We start from the raw sequence: 23574 nt of genomic DNA, 5'->3' as shown, positions 1-23574 counted from the left end.
CCTATAGTCTTTTATCGGGAGAACAAAAATGTCCGCTCAAGATACAGCTTTGCTGGTTATCGACGCTCAGGAGTCATTCCGCCACCGGCCTTACTACCGGGACGAAGAGGTTGGTGCCTATATTGAACGCCAGCAGGCGCTGATCGATGGCGCCAAGCGTGCCGGTATTCCGGTGGTGCAGATTTTTCATGTCGAGAGTGAAGGCCCGTTCTCGGAAGCGTCGGGTCTGGTGAAGGCGATTTCGCCCCTGTCGATTGAACCCGATGCAGTTTTCCGCAAACGTCGTCACAGCGCACTGGTTGGAAGCGGGCTTGACGTGTGGCTAGTTGCCAACGGTATCCGCCGCGTGCTGGTTTCCGGCATTCGCACCGAGCAATGCTGCGAGACGACAACGCGGCAGGCATCAGATTTTGGATATCATGTCGATTTCGTCAGTGAAGCGACCTTGACCTTTCCCATGATGGACGCAAGCGGTCGCGAGTGGAGCGCTGCCGATATCAAGGCTCGCACCGAGCTTGTTCTGGCCAATCGTTTTGCCCGTATTGTAACCGTGGAACAGGCGCTGGCTGCGCCGGGAGAGCGGAAGGCAGCATGAGTGACCATGCGGACATTACCCGGATAGTTCCGGTTTATGTCGTCATCCCGCCACGTGTGCTTCTGCTCGACGTGGCGGGACCGCTGGAGGTTTTGCGCAAGGCAAATCTTGAACAGCATAAGGTGCGGTTCGAGGTTCATTATATTGGGCCTGCCCCAACCGCGCTCAGCTCCATTGGCTTGCCGGTGGCGGGGGTGGAACCTTTGCCGGAGGCCCTGCCACATGACGCACTGGTCATTGTTTCGGGTGCGGCTGACATTCCGCTCGGAAATGCGGAGATCGACCGATCTGCTGATGCCGTTCTGGAAAAAGAAATCGTTCTATGGCTTCGCCAGGCGGTGCGTCCCGGTGTGCGGCTGGTGACGATCTGTTCCGGTGCGCTGCTCGCAGCGCGCGCGGGATTACTCGACGGCTATTCCTGCACCACGCACCATTTGACGCTTGGCGAACTTGAACGGCTGGCCCCAGCCGCGCGTGTTCATGAAAACAGGCTCTTCGTTGAAGATGGTGAAAGGCTGACGAGCGCGGGCATCACCGCAGGCATCGATCTGATGCTGCACATTGTTGCCGGACTGACCGATCACGCCACGGCGCTGGCGGTTGCGCGTTATCTGGTCGTTTATTTGCGGCGCAGCGGCAATGACCCACAGCTATCGCCTTGGCTCGAGGGACGGAACCATATGAACCCGGTCGTGCATCGCGCACAGGATGCCATCGCACACGATCCGGCGGCGGAATGGTCGGTGGAAAAACTGGCGGATATAGGCGGGGCAAGCCCGCGCAACTTCTCGCGCCTGTTCAATGAATATGCCGGAATGACAGTGACCGACTATGTCAATCGGCTCAAGATCAGTCTCGCACGCGAGATGCTTTTGCATTCCGGACTTGATATCGAAAATGTCGCGACACAGGCCGGTTTTGCTTCTGCCCGGCAGTTTCGCCGGGTTTGGCAGCGCATCTACAAGGAGCCGCCGAGTCGCGTACGTTTTGGCGTCTGATTATTCGCCCGCCGTGAAGAAGCGCCAGCTGCCGTCCGGCCCGATGCCGATACTGTAGAAGATATAGCCGCCTGCCTTTTTCATATCCTCAAAATCACCGGCTGTGACAATTTCGAAAAGCTCCACGATCTGCGGTGGCGTCAGCTTGTCGAGAGGCATGGCGTAGAAATAGGGCCAGACATAAACCTCGTCGTCCTTGCCTGCATTCAGATGCACATAGCCCGTATCCAACAGATCGACGATGATAGCCAGAACTTCACGGCCCGCTTCGTCACCCGAGAGCGATTTGAGAAAATCGATAACGTCTTCCTCGTGGTCCTCGAGCGAGAGTTGGGTGGCCTTGTCCTCGGCGCCAAGGAGCGGTCGCAGTTTCTCGATGTCACCGGAACGTGCTGCTTCCAGCATGCGTTCACGCGTCAACCGCACGGGTTCGGGCAGCTTGTCGAAATCCCGGTGGATTTCCGGCATGGGCTTGGAGGATGCAGCCGGGGCAGGCGCATTGTCCGGCGATACTCGTGGCACCGCGCGAGGAAGTGCTCCGGGCGCTGGAATGGGGGAAGGGTTGTTGCCTTCATCCGCAACCGCGCGGGCACCTGGCCGTGGCAGGAAATCTGACTGATCGGCCAGTGCAATGTCAAATGAACTGGCGGCAGCGGCAGGCAAGGCGATGCCGCAGGCAAGGATTATCCCGGCCAATAAAGTTCGGGGAGAGGCGGAGTTCCGGATCGGGAATGACATTTGGCGCTAGAAGAGGGACGCCGGGAGGGAACTGCTGCGCCGGTCTGGTCCCGCGACCGGCGTTCTACCAGTGCTATTGAAGAATGCGCTGCGGCAGGAAGGTTCCCGCTACGATCTGTTCACGCATTTTCTCGATCAGCTCCAGCGCACAGTCGTCGCCTGCTTCGCGGATCAGTTCGGTAAGCGCCGTCGTGAAGGCTGCTTCAGCAAGGATTTCCGGTTCGATACCTTCGGAGATACCGTCAGCCCAGGCCTCGTTATGATATTCGATTGCGACGAGTTTCTTCTCGCGCGCAATCATTTCGTCCAGATCGGCCGGTGCATGTTCCATAGACTTCATCCTGGCTTTCGCCTTTCTGTTGCAATGCCGGTGTCTCACCGTTTCGCGGGAGCTCTACCACCTTGCAACGTGACTGCCTTCTTAAGACAGTGTTAACAGATTATCACGGATTTGAACGAACTAATGCTGTCAATCCGCACAAGAGTGAATGATTGGTTAATTTCCATAGCGCGAGATGATCTCGTTCGACAAGTCCTCGCCTTCCTTCATGTAGCGATCTATCGCCGCAAGCGCCGAAGGGGTGCAGCGGGTGTAATTGTCGCTGAACACGCGATACCCATGGTTGAAGCTCGAAATGAGCCGTACCCGTTCGGCTTCGGAAGGCTTTTCCGCCGACACAATCGCGTCCATCCGATCGCGCCATTCGCTGCCAGCTTCGCCGCAAAGATTGCGCAGATAGTGAAGCGAGCCGAGAATTTCTGCGAGCCGCGACATCTTCCCTTCATAGGGCGCGTCCTGAGCCAAAGCCGGAGATGCCGCCCCGACCCACAAAGCGATCGAGAAGCAGATAGCCGGTCGAAAAAACGGAATGCTTTTCAATCAAAAACCTCTCACCTGAAAATGAGCTATTGCTATAAATAGGGGCCTCTTCAAGGCAGATCGCTAAACAGGATTAATATCCAAGCGCTTGTCTTCATTTTCCGCCACCGCGCGGGCGACATCGAGGGTACTGTCCGTCACCCTTGCAGACGCCATTTCTTCTATCGTCAGCCAGTGAATCGATGCAGCATCGTCTCCGGCGACTTCCTGACCAGAAACCTGCCAGGCCCGGAAGACGGACAGGTAATAGCTCTTGTCATACGCTTTCCCCTCAAGCGCCAGATCTACGGTTATGACGTGCGACAGGGCCTTTGCATCAAGCGCTGTTTCTTCCTTGAGTTCACGGATCGCGGCTTGTTCGGACGTTTCGCCCAGTTCGATACTTCCACCCGGAAAAGCAAGCCAGCCTTTCCACGGCTCTTTCCCGCGCTCGACCAGAAGAAACCGCCCTTCGCGTCTGCAGATCAGCGAAACACCATGAACCTTGGCTGGAATCGGAAATACGGGAACTGTTTTCATGATGCTCAAGCTACACCAGTTGGCTATGGAAAAGCACCCCTTGACCGCTCACCAAAAAGCTTGAACATGCTCACTATGTGTGGACGTTTTTCATTGACTGCAAGCCGGGAAGAGCTGGAAGCCTTCGTGGCCGCATTGATCGCAGAGGATTTTCCTCCACGATATAATATCGCACCAACGCAGCCCATATTGACCATTCTGGGCGGGGAAACGCCGCCGCCGGGCAGCAACAGGCCGGATCGCGTCGGTATGCTCGTGCGCTGGGGGTTTGTTCCGTCCTGGGTCAAAGACCCGAACGACTGGCCGCTCATGTTCAATATCCGCTCCGAGACGGCTGCGGAGAAGAATTCGTTTCGCGCGGCGCTGAACCACCGGCGCGCCTTGATTCCGGCATCGGGCTTCTATGAGTGGCGCCGTGAAGGGAAGAATAAGGCTCAAGCCTATTGGGTGCGGCCGCGCAAGGGCGGCATTGTCGCTTTTGGCGGCTTGATCGAGACATGGAGCAGTGTGGATGGATCGCAGATCGATACCGGAGGCATATTGACGACAAGCGCAAACGGCTTGTTGCGGCCGATCCATGAAAGGATGCCGGTCGTCGTGCAGCCGGAAGATTTTGCCCGCTGGCTTGATTGCAAGCGGTTTCTGCCGCGAGACGTGGCGGATATCATGCGTCCGGCGCAGGATGATTTGTTTGAAGCGATACCGGTGTCGGACAAGGTCAACAAGGTCGCCAACACGACGCCCGATTTGCAGGAACGTGTAGAGGAGCAGGCTTCTTCGGAGCGTGCAGTGCCGAAACGAAAGAACAAGCCCGAATCCGATGACGGAAATGGCGGCCAGCTTTCGATGTTCTGACAGTGACCGCCAGTCTTGCTGGACTGGCGCTATGTGTTACGCATCCACCGACTTTGATCGCCGAGCCTGCGGCGCTCCAAGGGTTTTTTCGTCGCATTATCCTACGCAAAACCGCTTCGCACTTTTGCTGGAAATGCTCCAGGCGCTGAACGATATCAGCTTCTTCAGCCTGTCTTCTTGACGGCGAGAATGGAACGCCGGCGATTATCGTTACGACCGTCGCTGCTGCGCTGCGTTGCGTTCAGCAATGCTGCAACAAGCACGGCAGGTCCGATTTCGCGGTATTTATCAACCAGTCGGTCTTGGCGAGGTTGCAGTTCACTCTTAGACATTGGTCCTTCCTTTCGATAATGCCTGCTCACCATTTTGTGATTGATTGAGACCGAATGAAGGCTGTTTGGAGCCGGTTTTGCGGTTTTCCGGTTAACGCTGGAGAGGGCGCTCGCGGGTTGCAAAAATACAACAAACACGGCGATCCGGGTGTTTGCGGTAGGGCAGGGTGACTTTTGGAACAGGCACTTAGCGAAAGCTCTTGACGGAGGCACTCCCTCTGAGGATAAGTGCAATCATGAAAACGCCGACCACGATCATTTGTATTTGTGCGATTATTATTGGCTAGCAGCCTGCTGGCCCGGCCGTTTTCGTCTCCCTTTCATAAAAATTGGATGATAACGCCCCGGTCAGTCGGCTGCGGTCAGTTGCGCTTAGCATTTCCAGCAAAAGTGCGAAGCGGTTTTGCGTGGGATAATGCGTGAAAACAGTAGCTGGAGCAGTGCCGCATATTGTTTGAGCGGAACGGTTCCAGTAGGTCTTTTTGGGGAATATTTACAATGGCTTATGCGCCGCAACTGCGTCTGTACAACACGCTGACCCGCACGAAAGAGGAGTTTTCTCCCATCGATGCCGACAATGTGCGCATGTATGTCTGCGGACCGACGGTTTATGACTTCGCGCATATAGGCAACGCTCGTCCGGTGATCGTTTTCGACGTGTTGTTCCGTTTGCTGCGTTATGTCTATGGCGCGGAACACGTCACCTATGCGCGCAACATTACCGATGTCGATGACAAGATTAATGCACGCGCCGCGCGCGATTACCCTGATCTATCCTTCAATGAAGCCATTCGTCGGGTGACGGAAAGCACGAACGCACAGTTTCAGGCTGACGTAACCGCGCTCGGCAATCTACAGCCGAGCGTTCAGCCGCGTGCAACCGAGCACATGGACGAGATGCGCGCCATGATCGATCGTTTGGTGAAACTCGGTGTGGCCTATGTGGCCGAGGATCATGTTCTCTTCTCGCCGTCCGCAATGAACGAACGGAAGGGACCGCGCTACGGCGCGCTTGCTCGCCGCTCACTGGATGAGATGCTGGCAGGCGCCCGCGTCGACGTAGCATCCTACAAGCGGGACGAAATGGATTTTGTCTTGTGGAAACCGTCGAAGGAGGGCGAGCCGGGCTGGTCCTCTCCAGCGGGGATCTCGGTATTGGGTCGTCCGGGCTGGCATATCGAGTGCTCGGCCATGTCGATGGCCAAGCTGCTTGAGCCGTTTGGCGGTGGCCTGAAATGCGATGATCCGCTGAAGAACCAGTTCGACATTCATGGCGGCGGCATTGATCTCGTCTTCCCGCATCACGAGAACGAAATCGCGCAATCATGCTGCGCATTTGGCACCGAGCGGATGGCAAGCATCTGGATGCATAACGGTTTCCTGCAGGTCGAAGGGCAGAAGATGTCGAAATCGCTCGGCAATTTCATCACCATTCGCGATGTGCTGAACGAAGGTCTGCCGCAACTGGGTGTCTGGGACGACGTCGATGCGCGCGATCGCTGGGTCGGTCTGGCGGCTCGCCTGTCGATGTTGCAGACGCATTATCGCGAGCCGATCAACTGGACGGCGCAGCGTCTGGCAGAATCTGCCGATGAACTGCATCGCTGGTATGGCTTGCTGCGCGACAGGGGTTTCGAATTGCCGCAAACGCTGACTGCAGTTGGTGAGGTCGTCGAGGCCCTGTCTGACGATCTGAACAGCTGGACGGCAATCACGGCGTTGCGCAAGGCTTTCAAGGCACGCGATGTTGCCGGATTGGGCGAGGGCATGGCTCTGTTGGGCCTGTTCGATCCGCATTTCGTTTCGGCTGAAGACATTCCGGTCTTTGCAAAGGCCGAAGTGGATAGTGAGGCCATTGAAGCACGTATTGCGGAGCGCCTGCGCTTCATCAATGAGAGAAACTGGGCCGAGGCTGACCGCATTCGCGATGAACTGCTTCAGGAAGGTGTTCAGCTCAAGGATGGCAAGGACCCGGCAACGGGCGAACGCACAACCAGTTGGGATGTGGTAGGCTAACAGGCTGTTGAATAGGGAGGATGACATGACGCTTGATAACAAACCGATCTATACCGGCGGTTGCCAGTGCGGTGCGGTTCGCTTTCGCGTTGACGGTGCGATGGGCTCCGCATCGATCTGTCATTGTCGCATGTGTCAGAAAGCGTTCGGCAATTTCTATGCGCCTCTGGTGTCGGTAAGTGATGCGAAGCTGGAATGGACGCGCAACGAGCCTAAGCGCTTCCGTTCGTCCAATCATGTGCAGCGGGGCTTTTGTCCTGAGTGTGGCACGCCGCTTACTTACGAGGCACCCGACGGGATCGCGCTCGCCATCGGCGCATTCGATGCGCCGGAGGAAATCGAGCCGACAGTCCAGTGGGGCATCGAGAAGCAGCTTCCCTATGTGCCGGAACTTGCAAGCCTTCCCGGCTATGCAACGGAGCGTGATCCGGAGAGCATCGAATTTGTAAGAACCATGATTTCCTATCAGCATCCCGACTACGACACTGAAAGCTGGCCGCAACAGCAAGGTTGACCGGACCGCAGACCCACCGACAGGCAGGCACAATGGCACGCGAACGCATCTATATCTACGACACCACGCTGCGGGACGGGCAGCAAACGCCCGGCATTGACTTCTCTGTGGAAGACAAGAAGTCGATTGTCGCGTTGCTGGAAGAGCTGGGCGTCGATTATGTGGAGGGTGGTTATCCGGGTGCCAACCCGACTGACACGGCCTTCTTCAAGCGTCGCCAGACTGCACGCGCCAAGTTCGTGGCCTTCGGCATGACGAAGCGCGCGGGCGTCTCTGCATCCAACGATCCTGGTCTTTCCAGTCTGCTGCAGGCTTCAGCCGATGCAGTCTGCTTCGTCGCCAAAAGCTGGGACTATCATGTCCGTCTCGCACTCGGCTGCACCAATGAGGAAAATCTGGAGTCAATTACGGCTTCGGTCACCGCAGCACGCATGGCAGGGCGGGAAGCGCTGGTCGACTGTGAGCATTTCTTCGATGGATATAAAGCCAATCCTGAATATGCGCTGGCCTGTGCCAAGGCGGCCTATTCAGCCGGTGCGCGCTGGGTTGTGCTGTGCGATACGAATGGCGGTACACAACCATCTGAAGTGGCCGAAATCGTCACTGCCGTGACGGCAGTGGTCCCTGGCGAGAGCCTTGGCATCCATGCGCACAACGATACCGAGCAGGCGGTTGCCGTCTCGCTCGCGGCTATCGATGCGGGTGTTCGCCACGTGCAGGGTACGCTCAACGGTATCGGCGAACGCTGCGGCAACGCCAATCTCGTTTCGCTGATCCCGACACTTGCGTTGAAGCCATATTGGGCCGAGCGTTTTGAATTGGGTATCAAGCCTGCCGCGCTGAAGGGGATCACGCGGATCTCGCGTGCCTTCGATGACATTTTGAACCGTCCGCCGACGGAGCAGGCACCCTATACCGGTACTTCCGCTTTTGCGACCAAAGCCGGAATTCATGCCTCGGCGCTGCTTAAGGAACCACAGACCTACGAGCATATACCGCCGGAAACAGTCGGCAACAGCCGGCGAGTTATGGTGTCGGATCAGGGCGGAAAATCCAACTTCATCGCCGAACTGGAACGCAGGGGTATCCGCGTTGCGAAGGACGATGTCCGTCTCGACACGTTGATCGCGCTGGTCAAGGAGCGTGAGGCGGAAGGCTATGCCTATGAAGGCGCGGATGCGAGTTTCGAACTTCTAGCGCGCAACATGCTGACGCCGCAGCCGGAATTCTTCAAGGTCGAATCCTTCCGCTGCCTTGTCGAGCGTCGTTTCGATGCCAACGGCATGTTGAAGACCGTTTCCGAAGCCGTGGTCAAGGTGGAGGTCGATGGCGAGGTTCGCATGTCGGTCGCCGAAGGGCATGGTCCGGTCAACGCGCTCGATATTGCGTTGCGTAAGGATCTTGGGCGTTTTCAGGCCGAGATCGAGGATCTTGAACTGGTGGACTTCAAGGTGCGTATCCTCAATGGCGGCACAGCCGCCATCACCCGCGTTCTGATAGAATCCGGGGATGCGACCGGCGCCCGCTGGCGCACGGTCGGCGTGTCGGACAATATCATCGATGCGTCCTTCCAGGCCCTGATGGATTCGGTCAATTACAAGCTGATGAAGAACCGTTCGATGGCCGGATTGGCTGCTGCCGAGTAAATCCATCTGTTCACGACGATTGATGCTTCGATCAGTTTAATTGAATGGATTTTATGGATTGTTGAGCGCATAGCAGGTGAAGTTCGATGCTTCGCCTGCCGTAATCAGCTTGCGAGCAACTTTAGAGTTGTCCCCGTTTTTTAACAGAACCGTCGGAACCACTCTAACTACTTGTTTTGTCGCATTATCCTACGCAAAGCCGCTTCACACTTGTGCTGGAAATGCTCTAGTTCGCCGAGGAGAGAGGCATGTCCGATCAAACCATCACCGATACGCGCCTGTCTGACGGGTCGCGCGGGTTTTTGATGGCTATCGGAGCCTATGGGCTCTGGGGCGCTCTCCCGTTCTATCTCAAGGCACTCGGTCACATCCCGGCGATGGAAGTTGTGTCGCACCGTGTGATCTGGTCGGTTCCGGTCGCGCTGGCGCTCCTTCTTGTGTTGGGGCAGTTCAAGGATATTCTCAATGCCGTGCGCCGGCCGCGCATGCTGGCCATGGCTGCCCTGACCGCCGGACTGATTACCATTAACTGGTCGATCTATGTCTGGGCTGTTGCCCACGATCAGGTGATGGGTGCAGCACTTGGCTATTACATCAATCCCCTGTTCAATGTCGTTCTCGGCGGTCTGTTTCTCGGCGAGAGGCTGACCAAGGTTCAGTATGTCGCTGTCGGGTTCGCTTTTGCGGCTGTGCTTTTGCTGACCATCAATGCAGGCGGTCTGCCATGGGTATCGCTGGCGCTGCCGCTGACTTTTGGCCTCTATGGTTTCTTCCGCAAATCATTGCCCATGCCACCTCTGCAGGGCTTCACGCTCGAAGTGCTCATCCTGTGTATTCCGGCGCTCGGCTATGTGCTATGGCTCGCCGCAAACGGTCAGGACCATTTCTCTACGGGCCCGGCATTCAATGTGACGATGTTGTTGTTGGCCGGACCTTTCACGGCTATTCCGCTGATCCTTTATGCGGGTGGTGCGAAGCTGCTGCGTTATACCACACTCGGTCTCATGCAGTACATGACGCCGACGATGCTGTTTTTCTTTGCGATCTTCATCTTCCACGAGCCGTTCTCAAATGCGCAGCTGGGTGCTTTCGCGCTGATCTGGGCTGGGCTTGCGCTCTATACGTGGTCGATGCTGGTCGAACATCGCCGGGGGCGGGCTACGGCATCGGCTCGAAAATCGTAATCGATTTTCGGAAAGAACGATGCGTAGATTAATAAGTTAGAGCGTCCTTTGTGCGTCCAAGTGGACGCACGGCGCTCTGAAGACCCGATCTTCAGAATTCACAGAATGTGATTCTCTTACGGTGGATATCCCGCCGTAAGCCTTATTTTGGCCGCTGTCTTTACCACTGATCCGCCGATAATCCAGTGGTGGAGAATTGTTCAAAATGGTCTTCTGGTCAGCGCCAGCAAACGAAAGAAAAGTTGCTGCGACGGCAGAGCCAGATTTTGCGGCCTTCAAGTCGGCCCTGAAGGGCGAACCGCTTTCTTCCCACAGTTTGAAACCATTCCGGCAGGTCCGGTTTTCCCTGCATACGCATCTACGGTTCTGTCTGGCGCTGATCACAGCAACGGCCATAGCCGGAGGTGGGTTTCTGTTTACGACCGGGCGACTTGTAGGCCATGGTCACGCTGCGCAACCTGTCATGGTCAATCCGGCGACCTTGGCTCAGCATCATGCCGCGACGAAAGAGGCGCGTCTGACGCCAGCGGTGAATGGCGATCCGACCAGCCGCATATCGCGGCGTATTGACATCGCTGAAGGCGTCGAGGACGGTGATGCGCGTCTATACACCTATCAGCATGTGGTGCTCGATCTCAAAGGTTCCAGCCGTGCTGCCTTGGACGACACGCTGCGCGGAGGGATTTCCGTACCGAAATCCTTGCCGAAACGGCCAGAGGAAGAGCTGGAACGGGGTGTTCCTGTGAATGTCAGCCTCGCCAAACCGGCTGTCGCTTCGGGCGCAAAGGTTCACGAGATTATTGTCGCACCGCAGTCGCGTGAGCGACTGGGCGCATTGTTGCAGGCGGCGGGGATTGCGGTCGAAGACAGCAACCGGCTTGAGGAGGCCCTGGCACGCACAGAACTGGTGCCCGGAGACAATCTTGAACTACTGGTCGACAAATCGAGGCAACACGCCGATGGAGAGCAGCATATCGCGCTTGCACGCTTCGAGCATGGCGATATCGACAAGGCGATCTATGGACGCGCCGACGATGGCGTTTTCCGAGCCACCGGCAATGAGCGCCTTTTTGCACGCCTGTCGCGCGACGCGATGCTGACAGCCTATCATCCGCAAAATGCGGTCAGCAATAGCGGCTCCATTTCATCGCGGCTGGAGCAGGCAGGTGCACCGAAAACAATCGTTGGTGAAGTCGAGAAGCTGGCTTCGCAGAATGGTATTTCGCTGAATGACGGCAAAAAGCCCGATTTGATCGACCTTCTATTCCGCAAAAGCGCAGAGACCGAACCGGAACTGGTTTTCGTCGAGTTCACGACAGACGGTAAGAGCCGCCGCCTGTACCGTCATGAAGGCAATAACGGTGCCGACTATTTCAATGAAGACGGTTCGTCCATGACGAAATATCTCATGCAGAAGCCGCTGTCGAATGGCCGTCTCAATGATGGTTTCGGCTGGCGCATCCATCCCGTTCTGCATGTTCGCAAACATCACAATGGTGTCGATTATGATGCGCCGATCGGCTCGCCTATCGTTGCGGCGGGTGACGGTGTGGTGGAACTGATCTCGTATCAGAAGGGATATGGCAAGTATGTCCGCATACGCCATCAGGGCGGCTACAGCACGACATATGCGCATCTTTCATCGGCCAAGAAGGGCTTGAAGGTCGGTGATCGCGTGAAGCAGGGAGAAGTGATCGCCTATGTCGGTTCGACGGGCTATTCGACCGGCCCGCACCTCTATTACGAGCTCAAGGTTGGCGACCAATATGTCGATCCGTTGACGGCGCGTCTCAATGCTGGCGAAAAACTGACCGGCTCATCCCTGAACAGCTTCCGTGAAGAAATCGACCATGTGGGCCAGATCGTCAACGAAATGAAGCTGCCAGTCATGCCCGCTGCACCCGAAGCCACGAAGTCAGCTTCGGGGAAAAGCAGCCGTCATCACTAACTATTTGAGTGGGCGAAAGGCGTTTGCCAGCGCGACAAACTCTTCGACGCTGAGCGTTTCTGCACGGCGCGTTCCGTCGATGCCGGTCTTTTCGAGAAGCTCGGCGCCGCCAACAGGTTTCAGGCTCTGGCGCAGCATCTTGCGGCGTTGTCCAAAGGCTGCTTGCGTAATTTGCCCAAGCGCATTGGTGTTGCAAGGCAGCGGATTTTCACGCGGAATAATATGAACGACCGACGACATGACTTTCGGCGGCGGCGTAAATGCCTGCGGCGGCACATCGAAACTGATCTTGGAAACTGTTCGCCATCCGGCAAGCACACCCAGACGTCCATAGTGATCGCTGTCCGGTGTCGCGACGATACGCTCGGCGACCTCCCGTTGGAACATCAAAGTCATGGATGAATAGAAGGGCGGCCACGGCTCGACCAGCAGCCAGTTAAGCAGCAACTGCGTGCCGACATTGTAAGGCAGATTGGCAACGATGCGCGGCTTCGGCCCGTTTGGAAACAGTGCTGCAAAATCCTGCTCAAGGGCGTCACCGGAAATGATGCGCAGACGACCCGGATAATGCGCTTCGATCTCCGCAAGCGCATCCAGGCAACGTTCATCGCGTTCGATTGCAGTGACATAAGCGCCTTGCGCAAGAAGTGCTCGGGTCAGACCGCCGGGGCCTGGGCCAACCTCAATAACAGGCTGATCCTGCAAATTACCCGCCTGACGGGCGATTTTCGATGTTAGATTGAGGTCGAAAAGGAAGTTCTGGCCGAGCGATTTCTTCGGCATCAGATCGTGCCGTTCAATTACCTCGCGAAGCGGGGGAAGGCCATCAATACTCATGCCATTGTACTCGTTAATGTGCGTTGGCTGCGTTTTCAGCCAGTTCCTGTGCAAGACGAATGGCCGCGACAAGGCTGTCCGGGCGGGCAATGCCTTTGCCAGCAATATCGAAAGCCGTGCCATGATCCGGCGAGGTGCGAATGAAGGGAAGACCCAAGGTCACATTCACTGTCTCATCGAATGCAAGTGCCTTGGCCGGGATAAGGGCCTGATCGTGATACATGCAGACCGCAGCATCATAGGTCGCGCGGGCGGGCGCGTGAAACATCGTATCGGCGGGCAGGGGCCCGCGAGCGTTTATTCCTTCACGGCGCAATGCCTCGATTGCGGGAAGGATGATGGCGTCATCCTCTTTCCCCATGGCCCCACCTTCTCCCGCATGCGGGTTAAGCCCGGATATGGCGAGACGCGGCGACAGAATGCCGAACCGTTCCCGCAGCTCAGTGGCAGTGATCCGCGAAACTTCGATGATATCGACAGTATTCAAACGGACCGGCACTTCGGAAAGCGGAATGTGTATGGTGACTGGAACGGCGCGAAGCTGCGGACCGGCCAGCATCATGACTGGCGTGACAGGCTTGCCCAGATATTTGCTGGCCAGTTCTGCCAGAAACTCCGTGTGGCCCGGATGATGAAACCCGGCTTCATAAAGCGGCTTCTTTGAAATCGGACAGGTGACAACTGCCGAAGCTTCACCTTTCAGCGTGAGTTCGACGGCGCGCTCGATGGCTTCGATGATGCCAGCAGCGTTCTCCGGCAAGGGTTTGCCGACGCTATCCGTCAGCTTGTTGTCGAGCGGAAGTACCGGCAATGCATGAGAAAACACGCGGCTTGCCTCAGCAATGGCGGGAACAACCGCAATCTCGATTTCAAGTCCGAGATGTCGCGTACGTTCTGCAAGTTGAAGCGGATCTGCCAGCAAGGCGAAAGGCGGCAGCGCAAGCTCGTCGCGCCGGAGCCAGGCGACAAGTGCAACGTCGGGGCCGATGCCGGACGGATCGCCAATGCTGATGGCGAGGGGAGGAACAGGTGCTGCGGACATCGCGTCAATAGTCCAATGAATACGGATGAATCCGTCAGGTCAGTTTAGCGATTGACGATTGTCGCCTTTTCGCGCAGTTCCTTGAGATATTTCTCGCTGAGCTGTTCGGCTTTCTTTTCCTGACCGGCAGCGGAATCCGCGCCTTCCATGGAGAAGACGAGCTGGGCAACACGGTCATCTGATACCTGCTTGGTCGAGCAGACGGCCAGGAATTCAACGCCCTTTTCGGTTTCCTGCGGCGGGGTGGTGCCGCCGACTGACGTTGCCTTGACCGCTTTCGACCATTCGTTCGGCAATTGCTGCTCGATGATACGGCCAAGATCGCGAACGGTTACGTCAAGAATGCCCTTGGCTTGCTGACGGGTTGCATCGCAGTTCTGGAAGCGCGAGCGAAGTGCATTGGCTTCCTGCTTGCGCTTGGAGAGCAGGGCAGGAGAACGCTTGGAGGCGGGTACCACGAAAATCACCTGCTGGAGGCGATATTCGGTCGCCACAGGCTTCTTGCCGCCATCCTTCAACATGCGCTGAACGGCTTCCTGTTCGCTGACCATGCCGGTCGCACGGAAGCGGGCACTGACGAGACGGCCCCAGCCCATCTGGACCATGATGTATTTCTTGAAATGATCCGGCGTAACACCAGACTGGTTCATCAACTGATTGAGCTGTGCCAGGCTCATCTTGTTACGGCTGGCAAAACCGGCATAAGCCTCATCGACCTGCTGTTCGGAAATATTGATGCCGCGCGATTTCATCTCGACGCGCTTCAGCATTTCATCAGTCAGTTCTTGCTTGGCAATCTGGCTGAGATTGCCGCCTTTGCGCTGCAGCTTCAAAAAGGCCACGCGGTGCTGAATGTCGCTGTTCGTGATGGCGTTGCCGGAAACGATGACTTTGACCTCGGAACCTGCACCTGCAGCAAATGCTGGAACCGCAACCGTTCCAAGCGTCGTCATGCAGACAGCGGCGCTTAGCATGGAGGCGAAGAGAGGTCTTGCAATCATCATCTTTCTTTCCCGATTCCTTCCGGTCGATGAACGACAATCCTTACCGGACGTATCCCTTTATGGTCATTATCGTCGGTCAGCCAACAATCAATCATATCAGCTGCTGATCATAAGCTGCCTGTATAGATGACCCAGTGCGGCGAAACAATGACCCAAAAGCTATTTTGCGAAGGTTGTATCGTGTGAATACTACAGAAAGAAAGCCAAATCAGGCTTTGATGTGCAAATTTCTTTGTCGAATGAAATGAAAAGACCGGAAGCATTTCTGGTGCTTCCGGTCCGTCAAGTTTAGAAAGTCTGAGTGCCGCTGCCTATGTCACCCAACGTGCGCAGCGAAATGTTGAAGCCTATGCCATATGAGGTTTTATCCTCACCCGGATTGCGGGTCTGGGTATATGCCATAGAGTAAGTGAAACACTCATCGTCATAGGCGAGGCCAGACGATGCGCGTACCAATGTTTCGGAGACAAGATCATAGGTACCTGAACCGAAAACGCGCCAGTTTGTATTGATACGAGCCGTTGCCGAACCTGTAACTTCCTGGCGGAGGTCGTTATATCCGTAAGCAGGTTGTGGCGCGATATAGGCGTACTGCGCGGAAACTGTCAGCTTCTGCCAGCTCTGCTGGGCTTCAAGTTCGCCACGTTGGACCGAGAAACTCTCCTTGTCGAAGCGTCCGCGAGCAGCCAGGGCAAGACCTGTCGAATTGGACGTACCGATCATGGCCACATAGTCGGAGCGCGCATCCTGCAGGCCGGAATCTGCGCCGACATTCACGAAATCGCTGGTACCGTAAGAATTTACCCCACCCAACTGGAACGACTGACCGCCGAGGGCATAAAGAGCCCAGTCGCTGTTGTTGAAATTGCCTGAATAGCGCAGACCAAGATTGGCGCGAGTGCCGCCTTCGACACGGTCATAACCGGAGAACTTGTCGCGCGAGAACAGGTTCGTCGCATCGAAGACAAAGCTCTGGGCGTCTTCATTTGGCAATTCGCCCGCATAGCGTTCGTTGTTGCGAACATAAAGCTGTGCGATCGGCTCGATGATATGGGTCGAGCTCGTGGTCGAGAACAGGATCGGCCAGCGCAGTTCAAGCCCGGCGGTTGCCATGGCGCGAAGCGCTTCTGAACGGACAAGTGCATCCGTATAGCCAGCGGCGGCTGGATCGAAATTTGTATTGGTGCCGATTGCATCACCGCGCAATGCCAGCAATGGGGTGATGACGAGACCGGCCGGCGTGATGAAGGTGCGCTTCCATTCTGCTTCAGTGGTCAGACGAACATTCGTGCCGCTAAAGCCCGGAATACGAGCATAGTAAGGCAAACCATTGTTTGGATTCACCGTATGGTTTGCATTCTGGCGGTACAGCGCCTGCAGATTGGTGGTGAAATTCAGTTCACCGCCATAAACCGGCTCTGGCATCGTATAAGAATAGTCGAGGCTTGGGAAAACCCAAGGCTGCTTCGAATGCATTTCGCTCGGATTATCCGCGAGAAGGGATTCCTGCACATTGAAGCGGTAGAAATTCAGGTCGAAATAGTTACGGTTGTTGATACCCGTGAGATATATTTTAGAAACCTGAGTTCCGGCATTATACCCTTCAATATCATACGTTCGGCTGAAATTCCGGTCGGTCTGTGCCATCACATCCCAGCCAAAACGCCAACGCGAATTGAGCTCGAAATCGCCTTTTGAGGAGACCATGCCGCGATTGTCTTCTTCGCGGTCAACGGTGTTCAAATCGAATTCTTCGGGCTTGTTCTGGTGGATGCCAGCGATACGAAGGTTATAGGTGCCATTTTCAAGACGATGACGCCATTCGGCCTCGGTCAGGAAGCCCTGCTTGGTATAGGCTGTCGTGGAAAGCGTCAGATCGTAATTCGGAGCGAGTGCCCAGAAATACGAATTCTTGATGCCGAAGCCGAGATCGTCCTTGTAGGAAAAGCCCGGAAACAGGAAGCCGCTTTTGCGCTTCACCGTCGGGTCGGCCATCTCGAATGCCGGGAACCAGGCAAGCGGCATGCCGAGAAACTCAAAGCGGCCATGTTCGAAACGGACCGTCTTTGTCGTGCTGTTCCAGATGATCTTGCGTGCCTTGATTTGCCAGAGAACAGGCTTGTCCGGATTCTTGGCGCAGGGTTCGCAGGCCGTATAGACGCCGTTGTTGAATGTCGTGATCTCGCCGTTGCTGCGTTCAGCGCTTTCGGCTGCAAAGCGGGTGTTATCCGTCGTCTCGACGCGAAGGCCGTTTACGAAGCCGTCGCGGAAACTGTCGGTGACATCCATATGGTCGGAATAGATCTTGTTGCCGTCGCGTTCGACGATCTCAACATTACCCGTCGCAGTCATGCGCCGCGTCTGCTGGTTATAAGTTACCTTGTCGGCGACGAGATGATTACCGTCATACTCGATGCGTACCTTGCCCTGAGCCGTGACGGTGTTGACGTCGCGATCATAGACAAGCTCGTCAGCCTGCAGAAGCATGCGTGCGTTCGGATCGCTCTTGTAATTGGCAGCAAGAGTGTCCTGTGCCGATGCGGGTGAGGGCAGGGCCGCGACAGAAATGAAAGGCAAAGCAAGGACGCACGCCAAGGCCGTCCCGCGCGTCAGGCGCGAGAACGAATGGGGCAATACCATGCGGGCGTTACTCGAACCCACTAACCATCCTCCTTATGCAACAAAAAGGAGACACCAAAAAATGTCGCGATAACAACCGGAACCCAGGCAGCCACGAACGGCGGAACGAATCCCGCATTCCCGAATGCCTTCACTAGCACCGAAACGACATAAAGCATGAAGCCTGCGATAACGCCACCCAGAATCATCGCTCCCGACTGACCAAACCGCACAAATTTCAACGACACTGTTGCAGCAATGAGAGTCATCGCCATCAGCAAGGCCGGCAAGGCCAGAAGTGACTGGTATTGCATGTCAAAAGCGTTTGCCGAATAACCAAAGGAACGTGCGACTTCGATCTTGTGACGCAACTGCGTGAAGGGAATTGTGTCCGGTGTCGCGAGCTTCTCTTCCACATATTCCGGACGAAGCTGCGTCTCGATCTGGAGGCTCGCCATTTTCTGGGGTTCTTCGCCGCGCGCGAATCGCGTCACGTCGGTTAGCTCCCAATGACCGTCCATCAGCTGTGCGGTCCGTGCGTCGTAGCGTACCTTGATATTCTTCTTTTCATCGAACTGAATGAATGTCGCATCGGCAAGGGTCGCACCCTGATCCAGAATGCTTTTTGCGCCGATGATGGTTTCACCCTCATCGGTCTTCTGGCGCAGCCACGGATCGCGCAGGGCGGAAACGTCGGTAACTTTGCCGGTCTTCCACGTCGATGCGATTTCATCAGCCTTCGCAAACCCGTAAGCAGCGAACGGATTGAGGATGAAAATCGTCGCCAGGCCAAACAGGAAGGCGCCGAAGCAGGCAGGCAGAAGGAACTGCCAGGCCGACACGCCAACGGAACGGGCGACAACAAGTTCGTATTTTCTGTTGAGCGAAATGAGCGTCGCCATTGCGGAGAACAGGGCAACGAACGGGATCATCTGCTGCATGATGAAGGGTACGCGCATGGCAGAAAGACCAAGCGCTGCCCACACCGAATAGTCCGGCAGGTTTGAAAGCTTGCTCGCATTCTCGGTGAAGTCGAGAAGCAGCGACAATGCGAAAATCCCGAGCAGAAAATAGAGTGTAATCTGCACGTAGCGGATGAAGAAATAGCGCCCGAGCGTCCAGCCGATCATACCTGTCCTCCGGCATTATTGCGCGAGCGTCCGGTGAAACGGGCATAAAGTTCCGAGGCACGGTTTCTCAGACTGTCGAAATTGTCGAGAATACGGTCGTTCCATTTGTCTGGCAGGCCGATCCTTCGCCCGGTGGCGAGCGCAAAGCCCGTCACGAGCATGACGGCGAGCGGGACGAGGTACATGACGACGATATAGCCAGCGTCCTTGTCTGCGCGATCTGATGCAAAATAACCAGCCCAATAAACGAGAAGAGCGGTGCTGATCGCCGAGAAGGATGCTGAGACACGAGCTTCGCGATGCGAACGGGAATCGCCCGCAAAAGCCAGTGCAATCATCGCAAAGACTACCGGATAGAGCCATTGCGTCAGGCGCCGGTGCAATTCAGCCTTGTAGCGCAATGGGCGGGTCTGAAGGATCGGATCGTTCGGGTCCGGGTTCAAAAGATAGGATAGCGGACGATCCTTCGCATAGATGACGAAATCGTCACCGGCTGAGGCAAACTGGCTGAGATCGAATGCGTAGGAATTGAACTTGATGATCGAAACAGTGCCATCGGACACATCACGCCGCTGTACTTCGCCATTCTGCATCAACAGCATGTCGCCGCTTGGCGTCGAAGCAATCGCGCCATCGGCAGCATAATAGATGAGGTCGAGCGCGGGATCGCGGGAATCGGCGATGAAAAGCCCGCCAATGCTGCCGTCGGCGCGTCGTTCCGCGACCTGAATATAGAGATTGTCGGCGAGCTTCCGGAAGTTGCCTTCCTGAACGATGACATTCATCAGATCGGCGCTGGCATTGGCGATCATCGCGCGCATGTTCATGCGCGCATAGGGATCGACATAATTGGCGACGAGAAACGAGACGACGGAAATCACGGCCGCAAGAATCAGAATAGGGCGCATCACCGCGCTGCGCGGAGCACCCGATGCATTGATGACCACCAGTTCGGAATCCTGGTTCATGGTGGACAGCGTCTGCGTGATCGCAATGATCAGCGCAAACGGCATCACGAGCGGGATGGCTGACGGAATCAACAGCGAGCTGAATTGAACGATTGTCTGGAATGTCTGTCCGCTTGTGGTCAGAAAGTCGATGCGCTGAAGCACCTGCACGGTCCAGGTAATGCCGACTGCCGCCCCCAGCACTGCGAGGAACATGATCGCCACCCGGCGCAAGATGTACAACTCAATCAATCGCATAGGTGGAGTCTACATCCCGGTTCCGTTGAAGGAGCGCGCATCCGAAATTGGCTGCGGTACTCGCGATAATCACTAAACTTAATGACGCTTGGCTAAGATTGGCCCAATAAACGCGGTTAACAGATTACTAAAAGCGTCGTGAAGATGCCAGCTCTGCTGTTTCCCTTAATGGGTGATGAGTCGGCTCAAGGCAACCAGTTTTTGCAGAGAACAGATAAGACGAGTTTGCAATTGTGTCCTGCACGGTTTTCCTCGGGCTAAAACTGAAACAATCTGGGATCTACTCTTGCTGTTTTGCCATATTCGTCTCACATGAGTGGGAAAAAGTCGCGACACAATCGTGTCATTCTCAAATCGACACCAAGTTTGGAGTTGTCATGTCTAAACGTCCTTCGATCTCTTTCAGCGATTTTGCAGTACCGGAAAAAGGCGTGTCTATCGTCCTCGTCGCGAAGGGCGGCGGTTTTGCGGATGAAGCGGCTGAAGCCGTCGGCGGTGCGGAAAAGATCAAGCGTATTGCCGAAATTTCCGGATTCACCGGCGCATTGGGCAAGACGGCGGAAGCGATTGAGACAACTTCCAGCGGCATCGATAAGATCGTTCTGGTCGGCGTCGGCGAAACCGGCAGGCTTGGCAATGACGACTGGCTCAAGATTGGTGGCGCAGCGTTTTCACGAATCGGCAAGGCCGAGCGGGCAACCGTGACACTGGCCTTGCCTGAAACCACCATCGCCGGTGACGAAGCGGCAGACCTGGCGCTCGGCATGATTCTGCGCTCCTACAAGTTCGAGCGCTACAAGACGCGCAAGAACAATGAGGAAAATGGCGATCCGAAACACGCCGCCAAGATCAGCATCTGCGTCGCGGACCCGCATACGGCAAAGCGTGCTTTTGAAGTTGCAGAAGCGGTCGCGGACGGTGTTCTCCAGGCGCGTAATCTCGTCAACGAGCCTGCGAATATTCTCGGTCCGGTCGAGTTCGCACAAGAAGCTGAAGAGCTCGGAAAGCTTGGCGTGAAGGTCGAGATCCTCGGCGAGAAGGAAATGAAGAAGCTCGGCATGGGGGCGCTTCTGGGCGTAGCACAGGGTTCCGTTCGCCCGCCGCGACTGGTTGTCATGGAATGGCAGGGCGCGAAGAGCAAGGAAAAGCCGGTTGCTTTCGTCGGCAAGGGCGTCGTGTTCGATACGGGCGGTATTTCCATCAAGCCTGCTGGTGGCATGGAAGACATGAAGGGTGACATGGGCGGTGCTGCAGCCGTAACGGGGCTGATGCGCGCTCTGGCCGGTCGCAAGGCAAAGGTCAACGCCATCGGCATTATCGGCCTTGTCGAGAACATGCCGGACGGCAATGCACAGCGTCCGGGCGACATCGTGACATCCATGTCGGGGCAGACGATTGAAGTCATCAATACTGATGCTGAAGGCCGTCTCGTTCTCGCCGATGCGCTGCACTATACGAATGATCGTTTCAAGCCGCGCTTCATCATCAATCTGGCCACCCTTACGGGCGCGGTCATGGTCGCACTCGGCCAGTATCATGCCGGTCTCTTCTCCAATGACGATGAGCTTGCTGACCAGCTTTATGATGCGGGCCAGTCGACCGGCGAAAAGCTGTGGCGCCTGCCACTTGGCACTGAATACGACAAGATGATCGATTCGAAGTTTGCTGACATGAAGAACAGTGCAGGCCGTTACGGTGGATCGATCACGGCAGCACAGTTCCTGAAGCGCTTTGTCGGTGAGACGCCTTGGGCGCATCTCGATGTTGCCGGAACGGCCATGGGGTCGCCAGCAAACGAGTATAGCCAGACATGGGCTTCCGGCTATGGCGTGCGTCTGCTGGACCGTCTTGTCCGGGATCATTTCGAAAGCTAAAATCTTTTCCAAACAACAGGATGGGTGGAGAAGCGGAATCAGTTTCTTCACCCATTTCCGAAACGGATAATGCATGGCGGAAATTCTCTTCTACCATCTGACGGAATCGACACTCGATGAGGCCTTGCCCGGTCTGGTCGAGCGCTCGCTCGGGCGCGGCTGGCGCGTCACGATCCAGACCGTCAGCGAAGAAAGACGCGATGCGCTGGATGGTTTGCTCTGGACCTTCTCCGACACCTCTTTCGTAGCCCATGGCACCGATAAGGAGCCTCACCCCGAACACCAGCCGGTCTTGCTGACCACAAGTGAAGCCAATCCGAACGGTGCGACGGTACGCTTTCTCGTAGAGGGTGCGGGGATTGAGCAGGCGGATGCCTATGAGCGGCTTGTCGTCATGTTCGACGGGCATGATCAGGAGCAGCTCGATATTGCCCGGGGGCAGTGGAAGAATTTCAAGGCAGGAAACCACGACTTGACCTATTGGCAGCAAACGCCAGATCGCCGCTGGGAGCGCAAGGCTTAGGGCTTGTTGAGAATTAGTTTTGGAGCGTGGTATGGATGAAAATTGTACAGGTTTAGGAGCAAAACCGAAGGTGGAGTGGTTCTCCATCGAGGTTTTGCGACGCAAAGCTGGGCTATTTTCATCATATCGCGAAGCGACGTGGCGGATTTTCCCCCTGAATGCGGCGCACAGCCCTTGTGGAGAATTACTCCACGGCGGTCTGTTCTCCTGTTCAGGAACAAAATCCAGCTCACGCCACGCCCGAAACCTAACTCTCAACAGGCCCTAATGCGTCCGCTATTCATTTTGATGATCGTCGCCGGTTTTGGCCTTGGTATCGGCTATCCCTGGTATATGCGTCATTTCACCGGCAGCGAGATTGGCCGCTGGACGATGCTTGAAAACCGTCAAAGCGGTTTCAAGATACAGGAAGTCAGGCTGTCGGCGGATGATGGGCCGGTGCGTGTGTTCATCGATGCCACGCCTTTGCCGGGTTACGTGCCCGCGGAAAGGCGCTCGGCGGTGACCCTTGCGGTCAGCCGCGACGGCCAGCCGGTTCTCTCCCAGGGACTCGATTTCGCCTCCACCAGCGGTTCCATCAATACGGACCGCCCGCAGGATGGCAGCGTTCTGCGTCAGAGCGCGGGGGACATCGATCCGGTCATTCCGGGGCTTTATGCATTTCGTCTGGTGCAGGGAAACACGGATGGGCTTCAGCTTTCAAAAGCCGATCTCGTACTGCGCCGTGGAGCCGAAACGCCTGACGAGGTCTATACGACCATCGGTCTGATCCTCGGTGCATTCGGTCTTTATGCCCTGATGCGTACCCGCCTGCGTCCCCAGAGCTGATTGATGACGATGCTCTGCAAAATTTCCGACAGATTGCTGCTGTTGCTGCTTTCGGCTCTTGCAGCACTGGTTGCGCTGATACCACTCGAAAAGCTGGGCGTCTTCGGCTCTTCCTTTGAAGGGCAGAGCGGTTACGCTGCCCTTTATTTCGGGTTTCCCACTCTGACCGTTATTTTCGCGCTTCTCGCGGTGCGGTTCATGCCGCGTCCTCTGCCGGTTGCCATGCGCATCGTGGGTTGGCTGGCGCTGGCAATCGTGGCCTTGTTGATGTTCGCTTAGGCGGCGGT

At 56.2% G+C, this 23574-nt stretch carries 23 protein-coding genes; 12 read left to right on the top strand and 11 right to left on the bottom strand.

What is annotated here, in order from left to right; all coding sequences use genetic code 11:
* The first annotated feature begins 28 nt into the window (after positions 1 to 28).
* Positions 29 to 595 carry an isochorismatase family protein gene (locus tag MKS82_RS06025; protein WP_109987977.1) on the top strand — a complete coding sequence of 189 codons (567 nt, stop codon included), beginning with the start codon at positions 29 to 31 and terminating at the stop codon, positions 593 to 595.
* Complete coding sequence (locus tag MKS82_RS06020) at positions 592 to 1593, top strand: GlxA family transcriptional regulator (RefSeq protein ID WP_109987978.1); 1002 nt, start codon at positions 592 to 594, stop codon at positions 1591 to 1593. The genes MKS82_RS06025 and MKS82_RS06020 overlap by 4 nt, the downstream gene beginning before the upstream one ends.
* Here the strand turns inward: MKS82_RS06020 and MKS82_RS06015 are convergent, their stop codons facing one another.
* From MKS82_RS06015 to MKS82_RS06000, 4 genes are all read right to left on the bottom strand, one after another.
* Positions 1594 to 2331 carry a hypothetical protein gene (locus MKS82_RS06015; protein ID WP_109987979.1) on the bottom strand — a complete coding sequence of 246 codons (738 nt, stop codon included), beginning with the start codon at positions 2329 to 2331 and terminating at the stop codon, positions 1594 to 1596.
* Positions 2332 to 2404: 73 nt separating this feature from the next.
* On the bottom strand, positions 2405 to 2671 hold the full coding sequence (locus tag MKS82_RS06010; RefSeq protein ID WP_010661652.1) for a hypothetical protein: 267 nt from the start codon (positions 2669 to 2671) through the stop codon (positions 2405 to 2407).
* Positions 2672 to 2827: 156 nt separating this feature from the next.
* The gene (locus MKS82_RS06005) at positions 2828 to 3202 is read right to left on the bottom strand and encodes a TIGR02301 family protein (RefSeq protein WP_445558070.1); all 375 of its coding nucleotides are present in this window, start codon (positions 3200 to 3202) and stop codon (positions 2828 to 2830) included.
* 72 nt (positions 3203 to 3274) lie between these two features.
* Complete coding sequence (locus MKS82_RS06000) at positions 3275 to 3730, bottom strand: NUDIX hydrolase (protein WP_168436528.1); 456 nt, start codon at positions 3728 to 3730, stop codon at positions 3275 to 3277.
* Between the two features lie 75 nt (positions 3731 to 3805).
* Between MKS82_RS06000 and MKS82_RS05995 the strand changes: the two genes are divergently transcribed.
* Entirely contained in the window at positions 3806 to 4585 is a 780-nt protein-coding gene (locus tag MKS82_RS05995) for an SOS response-associated peptidase (protein WP_240578491.1), read from the top strand.
* 164 nt (positions 4586 to 4749) lie between these two features.
* On the opposite strand, the gene MKS82_RS05990 is transcribed toward MKS82_RS05995, so the two are convergent.
* Positions 4750 to 4917: a hypothetical protein gene (locus MKS82_RS05990; protein ID WP_061347302.1), complete on the bottom strand. Its 168-nt coding sequence runs from the start codon at positions 4915 to 4917 to the stop codon at positions 4750 to 4752.
* Positions 4918 to 5415: 498 nt separating this feature from the next.
* On the opposite strand from MKS82_RS05990, the gene cysS reads away from it, so the two are divergent.
* From cysS to MKS82_RS05965, 5 genes are all read left to right on the top strand, one after another.
* Complete coding sequence (gene cysS / locus MKS82_RS05985) at positions 5416 to 6933, top strand: cysteine--tRNA ligase (protein WP_109987981.1); 1518 nt, start codon at positions 5416 to 5418, stop codon at positions 6931 to 6933.
* Positions 6934 to 6958: 25 nt separating this feature from the next.
* Positions 6959 to 7447: a GFA family protein gene (locus MKS82_RS05980; RefSeq protein ID WP_109987982.1), complete on the top strand. Its 489-nt coding sequence runs from the start codon at positions 6959 to 6961 to the stop codon at positions 7445 to 7447.
* Between the two features lie 32 nt (positions 7448 to 7479).
* Positions 7480 to 9093, top strand: coding sequence for a citramalate synthase (cimA, locus tag MKS82_RS05975; protein WP_109987983.1), 1614 nt, complete (start codon positions 7480 to 7482; stop codon positions 9091 to 9093).
* Between the two features lie 248 nt (positions 9094 to 9341).
* Positions 9342 to 10277, top strand: a complete 936-nt coding sequence (rarD, locus tag MKS82_RS05970) for an EamA family transporter RarD (RefSeq protein ID WP_109987984.1) — start codon at positions 9342 to 9344, stop codon at positions 10275 to 10277.
* 205 nt (positions 10278 to 10482) lie between these two features.
* Positions 10483 to 12225 (top strand): M23 family metallopeptidase, encoded by a 1743-nt coding sequence (locus MKS82_RS05965; protein WP_240578490.1) that lies wholly within the window; start codon positions 10483 to 10485, stop codon positions 12223 to 12225.
* On the opposite strand, the gene rsmA is transcribed toward MKS82_RS05965, so the two are convergent.
* The 6 genes from rsmA to lptF form a co-directional block, all read right to left on the bottom strand.
* Positions 12226 to 13062 (bottom strand): 16S rRNA (adenine(1518)-N(6)/adenine(1519)-N(6))-dimethyltransferase RsmA, encoded by an 837-nt coding sequence (rsmA, locus tag MKS82_RS05960; protein WP_176037498.1) that lies wholly within the window; start codon positions 13060 to 13062, stop codon positions 12226 to 12228. It abuts the gene before it with no gap.
* A gap of 13 nt (positions 13063 to 13075) precedes the next feature.
* A complete protein-coding gene (gene pdxA / locus MKS82_RS05955) occupies positions 13076 to 14104 on the bottom strand; it encodes a 4-hydroxythreonine-4-phosphate dehydrogenase PdxA (protein ID WP_109987987.1) in 1029 nt (342 codons plus the stop codon).
* Between the two features lie 44 nt (positions 14105 to 14148).
* Complete coding sequence (locus MKS82_RS05950; protein WP_109987988.1) at positions 14149 to 15108, bottom strand: peptidylprolyl isomerase; 960 nt, start codon at positions 15106 to 15108, stop codon at positions 14149 to 14151.
* Positions 15109 to 15396: 288 nt separating this feature from the next.
* Positions 15397 to 17748: an LPS-assembly protein LptD gene (locus tag MKS82_RS05945; RefSeq protein WP_240578659.1), complete on the bottom strand. Its 2352-nt coding sequence runs from the start codon at positions 17746 to 17748 to the stop codon at positions 15397 to 15399.
* A gap of 20 nt (positions 17749 to 17768) precedes the next feature.
* Positions 17769 to 18857: an LPS export ABC transporter permease LptG gene (lptG, locus tag MKS82_RS05940; RefSeq protein WP_109987990.1), complete on the bottom strand. Its 1089-nt coding sequence runs from the start codon at positions 18855 to 18857 to the stop codon at positions 17769 to 17771.
* The gene (gene lptF, locus MKS82_RS05935) at positions 18854 to 20062 is read right to left on the bottom strand and encodes an LPS export ABC transporter permease LptF (RefSeq protein WP_109987991.1); all 1209 of its coding nucleotides are present in this window, start codon (positions 20060 to 20062) and stop codon (positions 18854 to 18856) included. The genes lptG and lptF overlap by 4 nt, the downstream gene beginning before the upstream one ends.
* 377 nt (positions 20063 to 20439) lie before the next feature.
* Here lptF and MKS82_RS05930 point away from each other — a divergent pair, with 377 nt between their 5' ends.
* The 4 genes from MKS82_RS05930 to MKS82_RS05915 all read left to right on the top strand — a co-directional run bounded on the left by MKS82_RS05930 (position 20440) and on the right by MKS82_RS05915 (position 23566).
* Positions 20440 to 21936 (top strand): leucyl aminopeptidase, encoded by a 1497-nt coding sequence (locus MKS82_RS05930; RefSeq protein WP_240578489.1) that lies wholly within the window; start codon positions 20440 to 20442, stop codon positions 21934 to 21936.
* Between the two features lie 73 nt (positions 21937 to 22009).
* A complete protein-coding gene (locus MKS82_RS05925; protein WP_240578488.1) occupies positions 22010 to 22459 on the top strand; it encodes a DNA polymerase III subunit chi in 450 nt (149 codons plus the stop codon).
* Positions 22460 to 22726: 267 nt separating this feature from the next.
* Positions 22727 to 23287 carry a type IV secretion system effector BspB gene (gene bspB / locus MKS82_RS05920; RefSeq protein WP_109987995.1) on the top strand — a complete coding sequence of 187 codons (561 nt, stop codon included), beginning with the start codon at positions 22727 to 22729 and terminating at the stop codon, positions 23285 to 23287.
* 3 nt (positions 23288 to 23290) lie between these two features.
* The gene (locus MKS82_RS05915; RefSeq protein ID WP_109987996.1) at positions 23291 to 23566 is read left to right on the top strand and encodes a hypothetical protein; all 276 of its coding nucleotides are present in this window, start codon (positions 23291 to 23293) and stop codon (positions 23564 to 23566) included.
* The last annotated feature ends 8 nt before the right edge of the window (positions 23567 to 23574 follow it).

Source organism: Ochrobactrum sp. A-1, assembly GCF_022488005.1.
Classification (GTDB): domain Bacteria; phylum Pseudomonadota; class Alphaproteobacteria; order Rhizobiales; family Rhizobiaceae; genus Brucella.
Note: the sequence above shows the minus strand (reverse complement) of the source record. Positions and strands in the feature narration are given on the sequence as shown.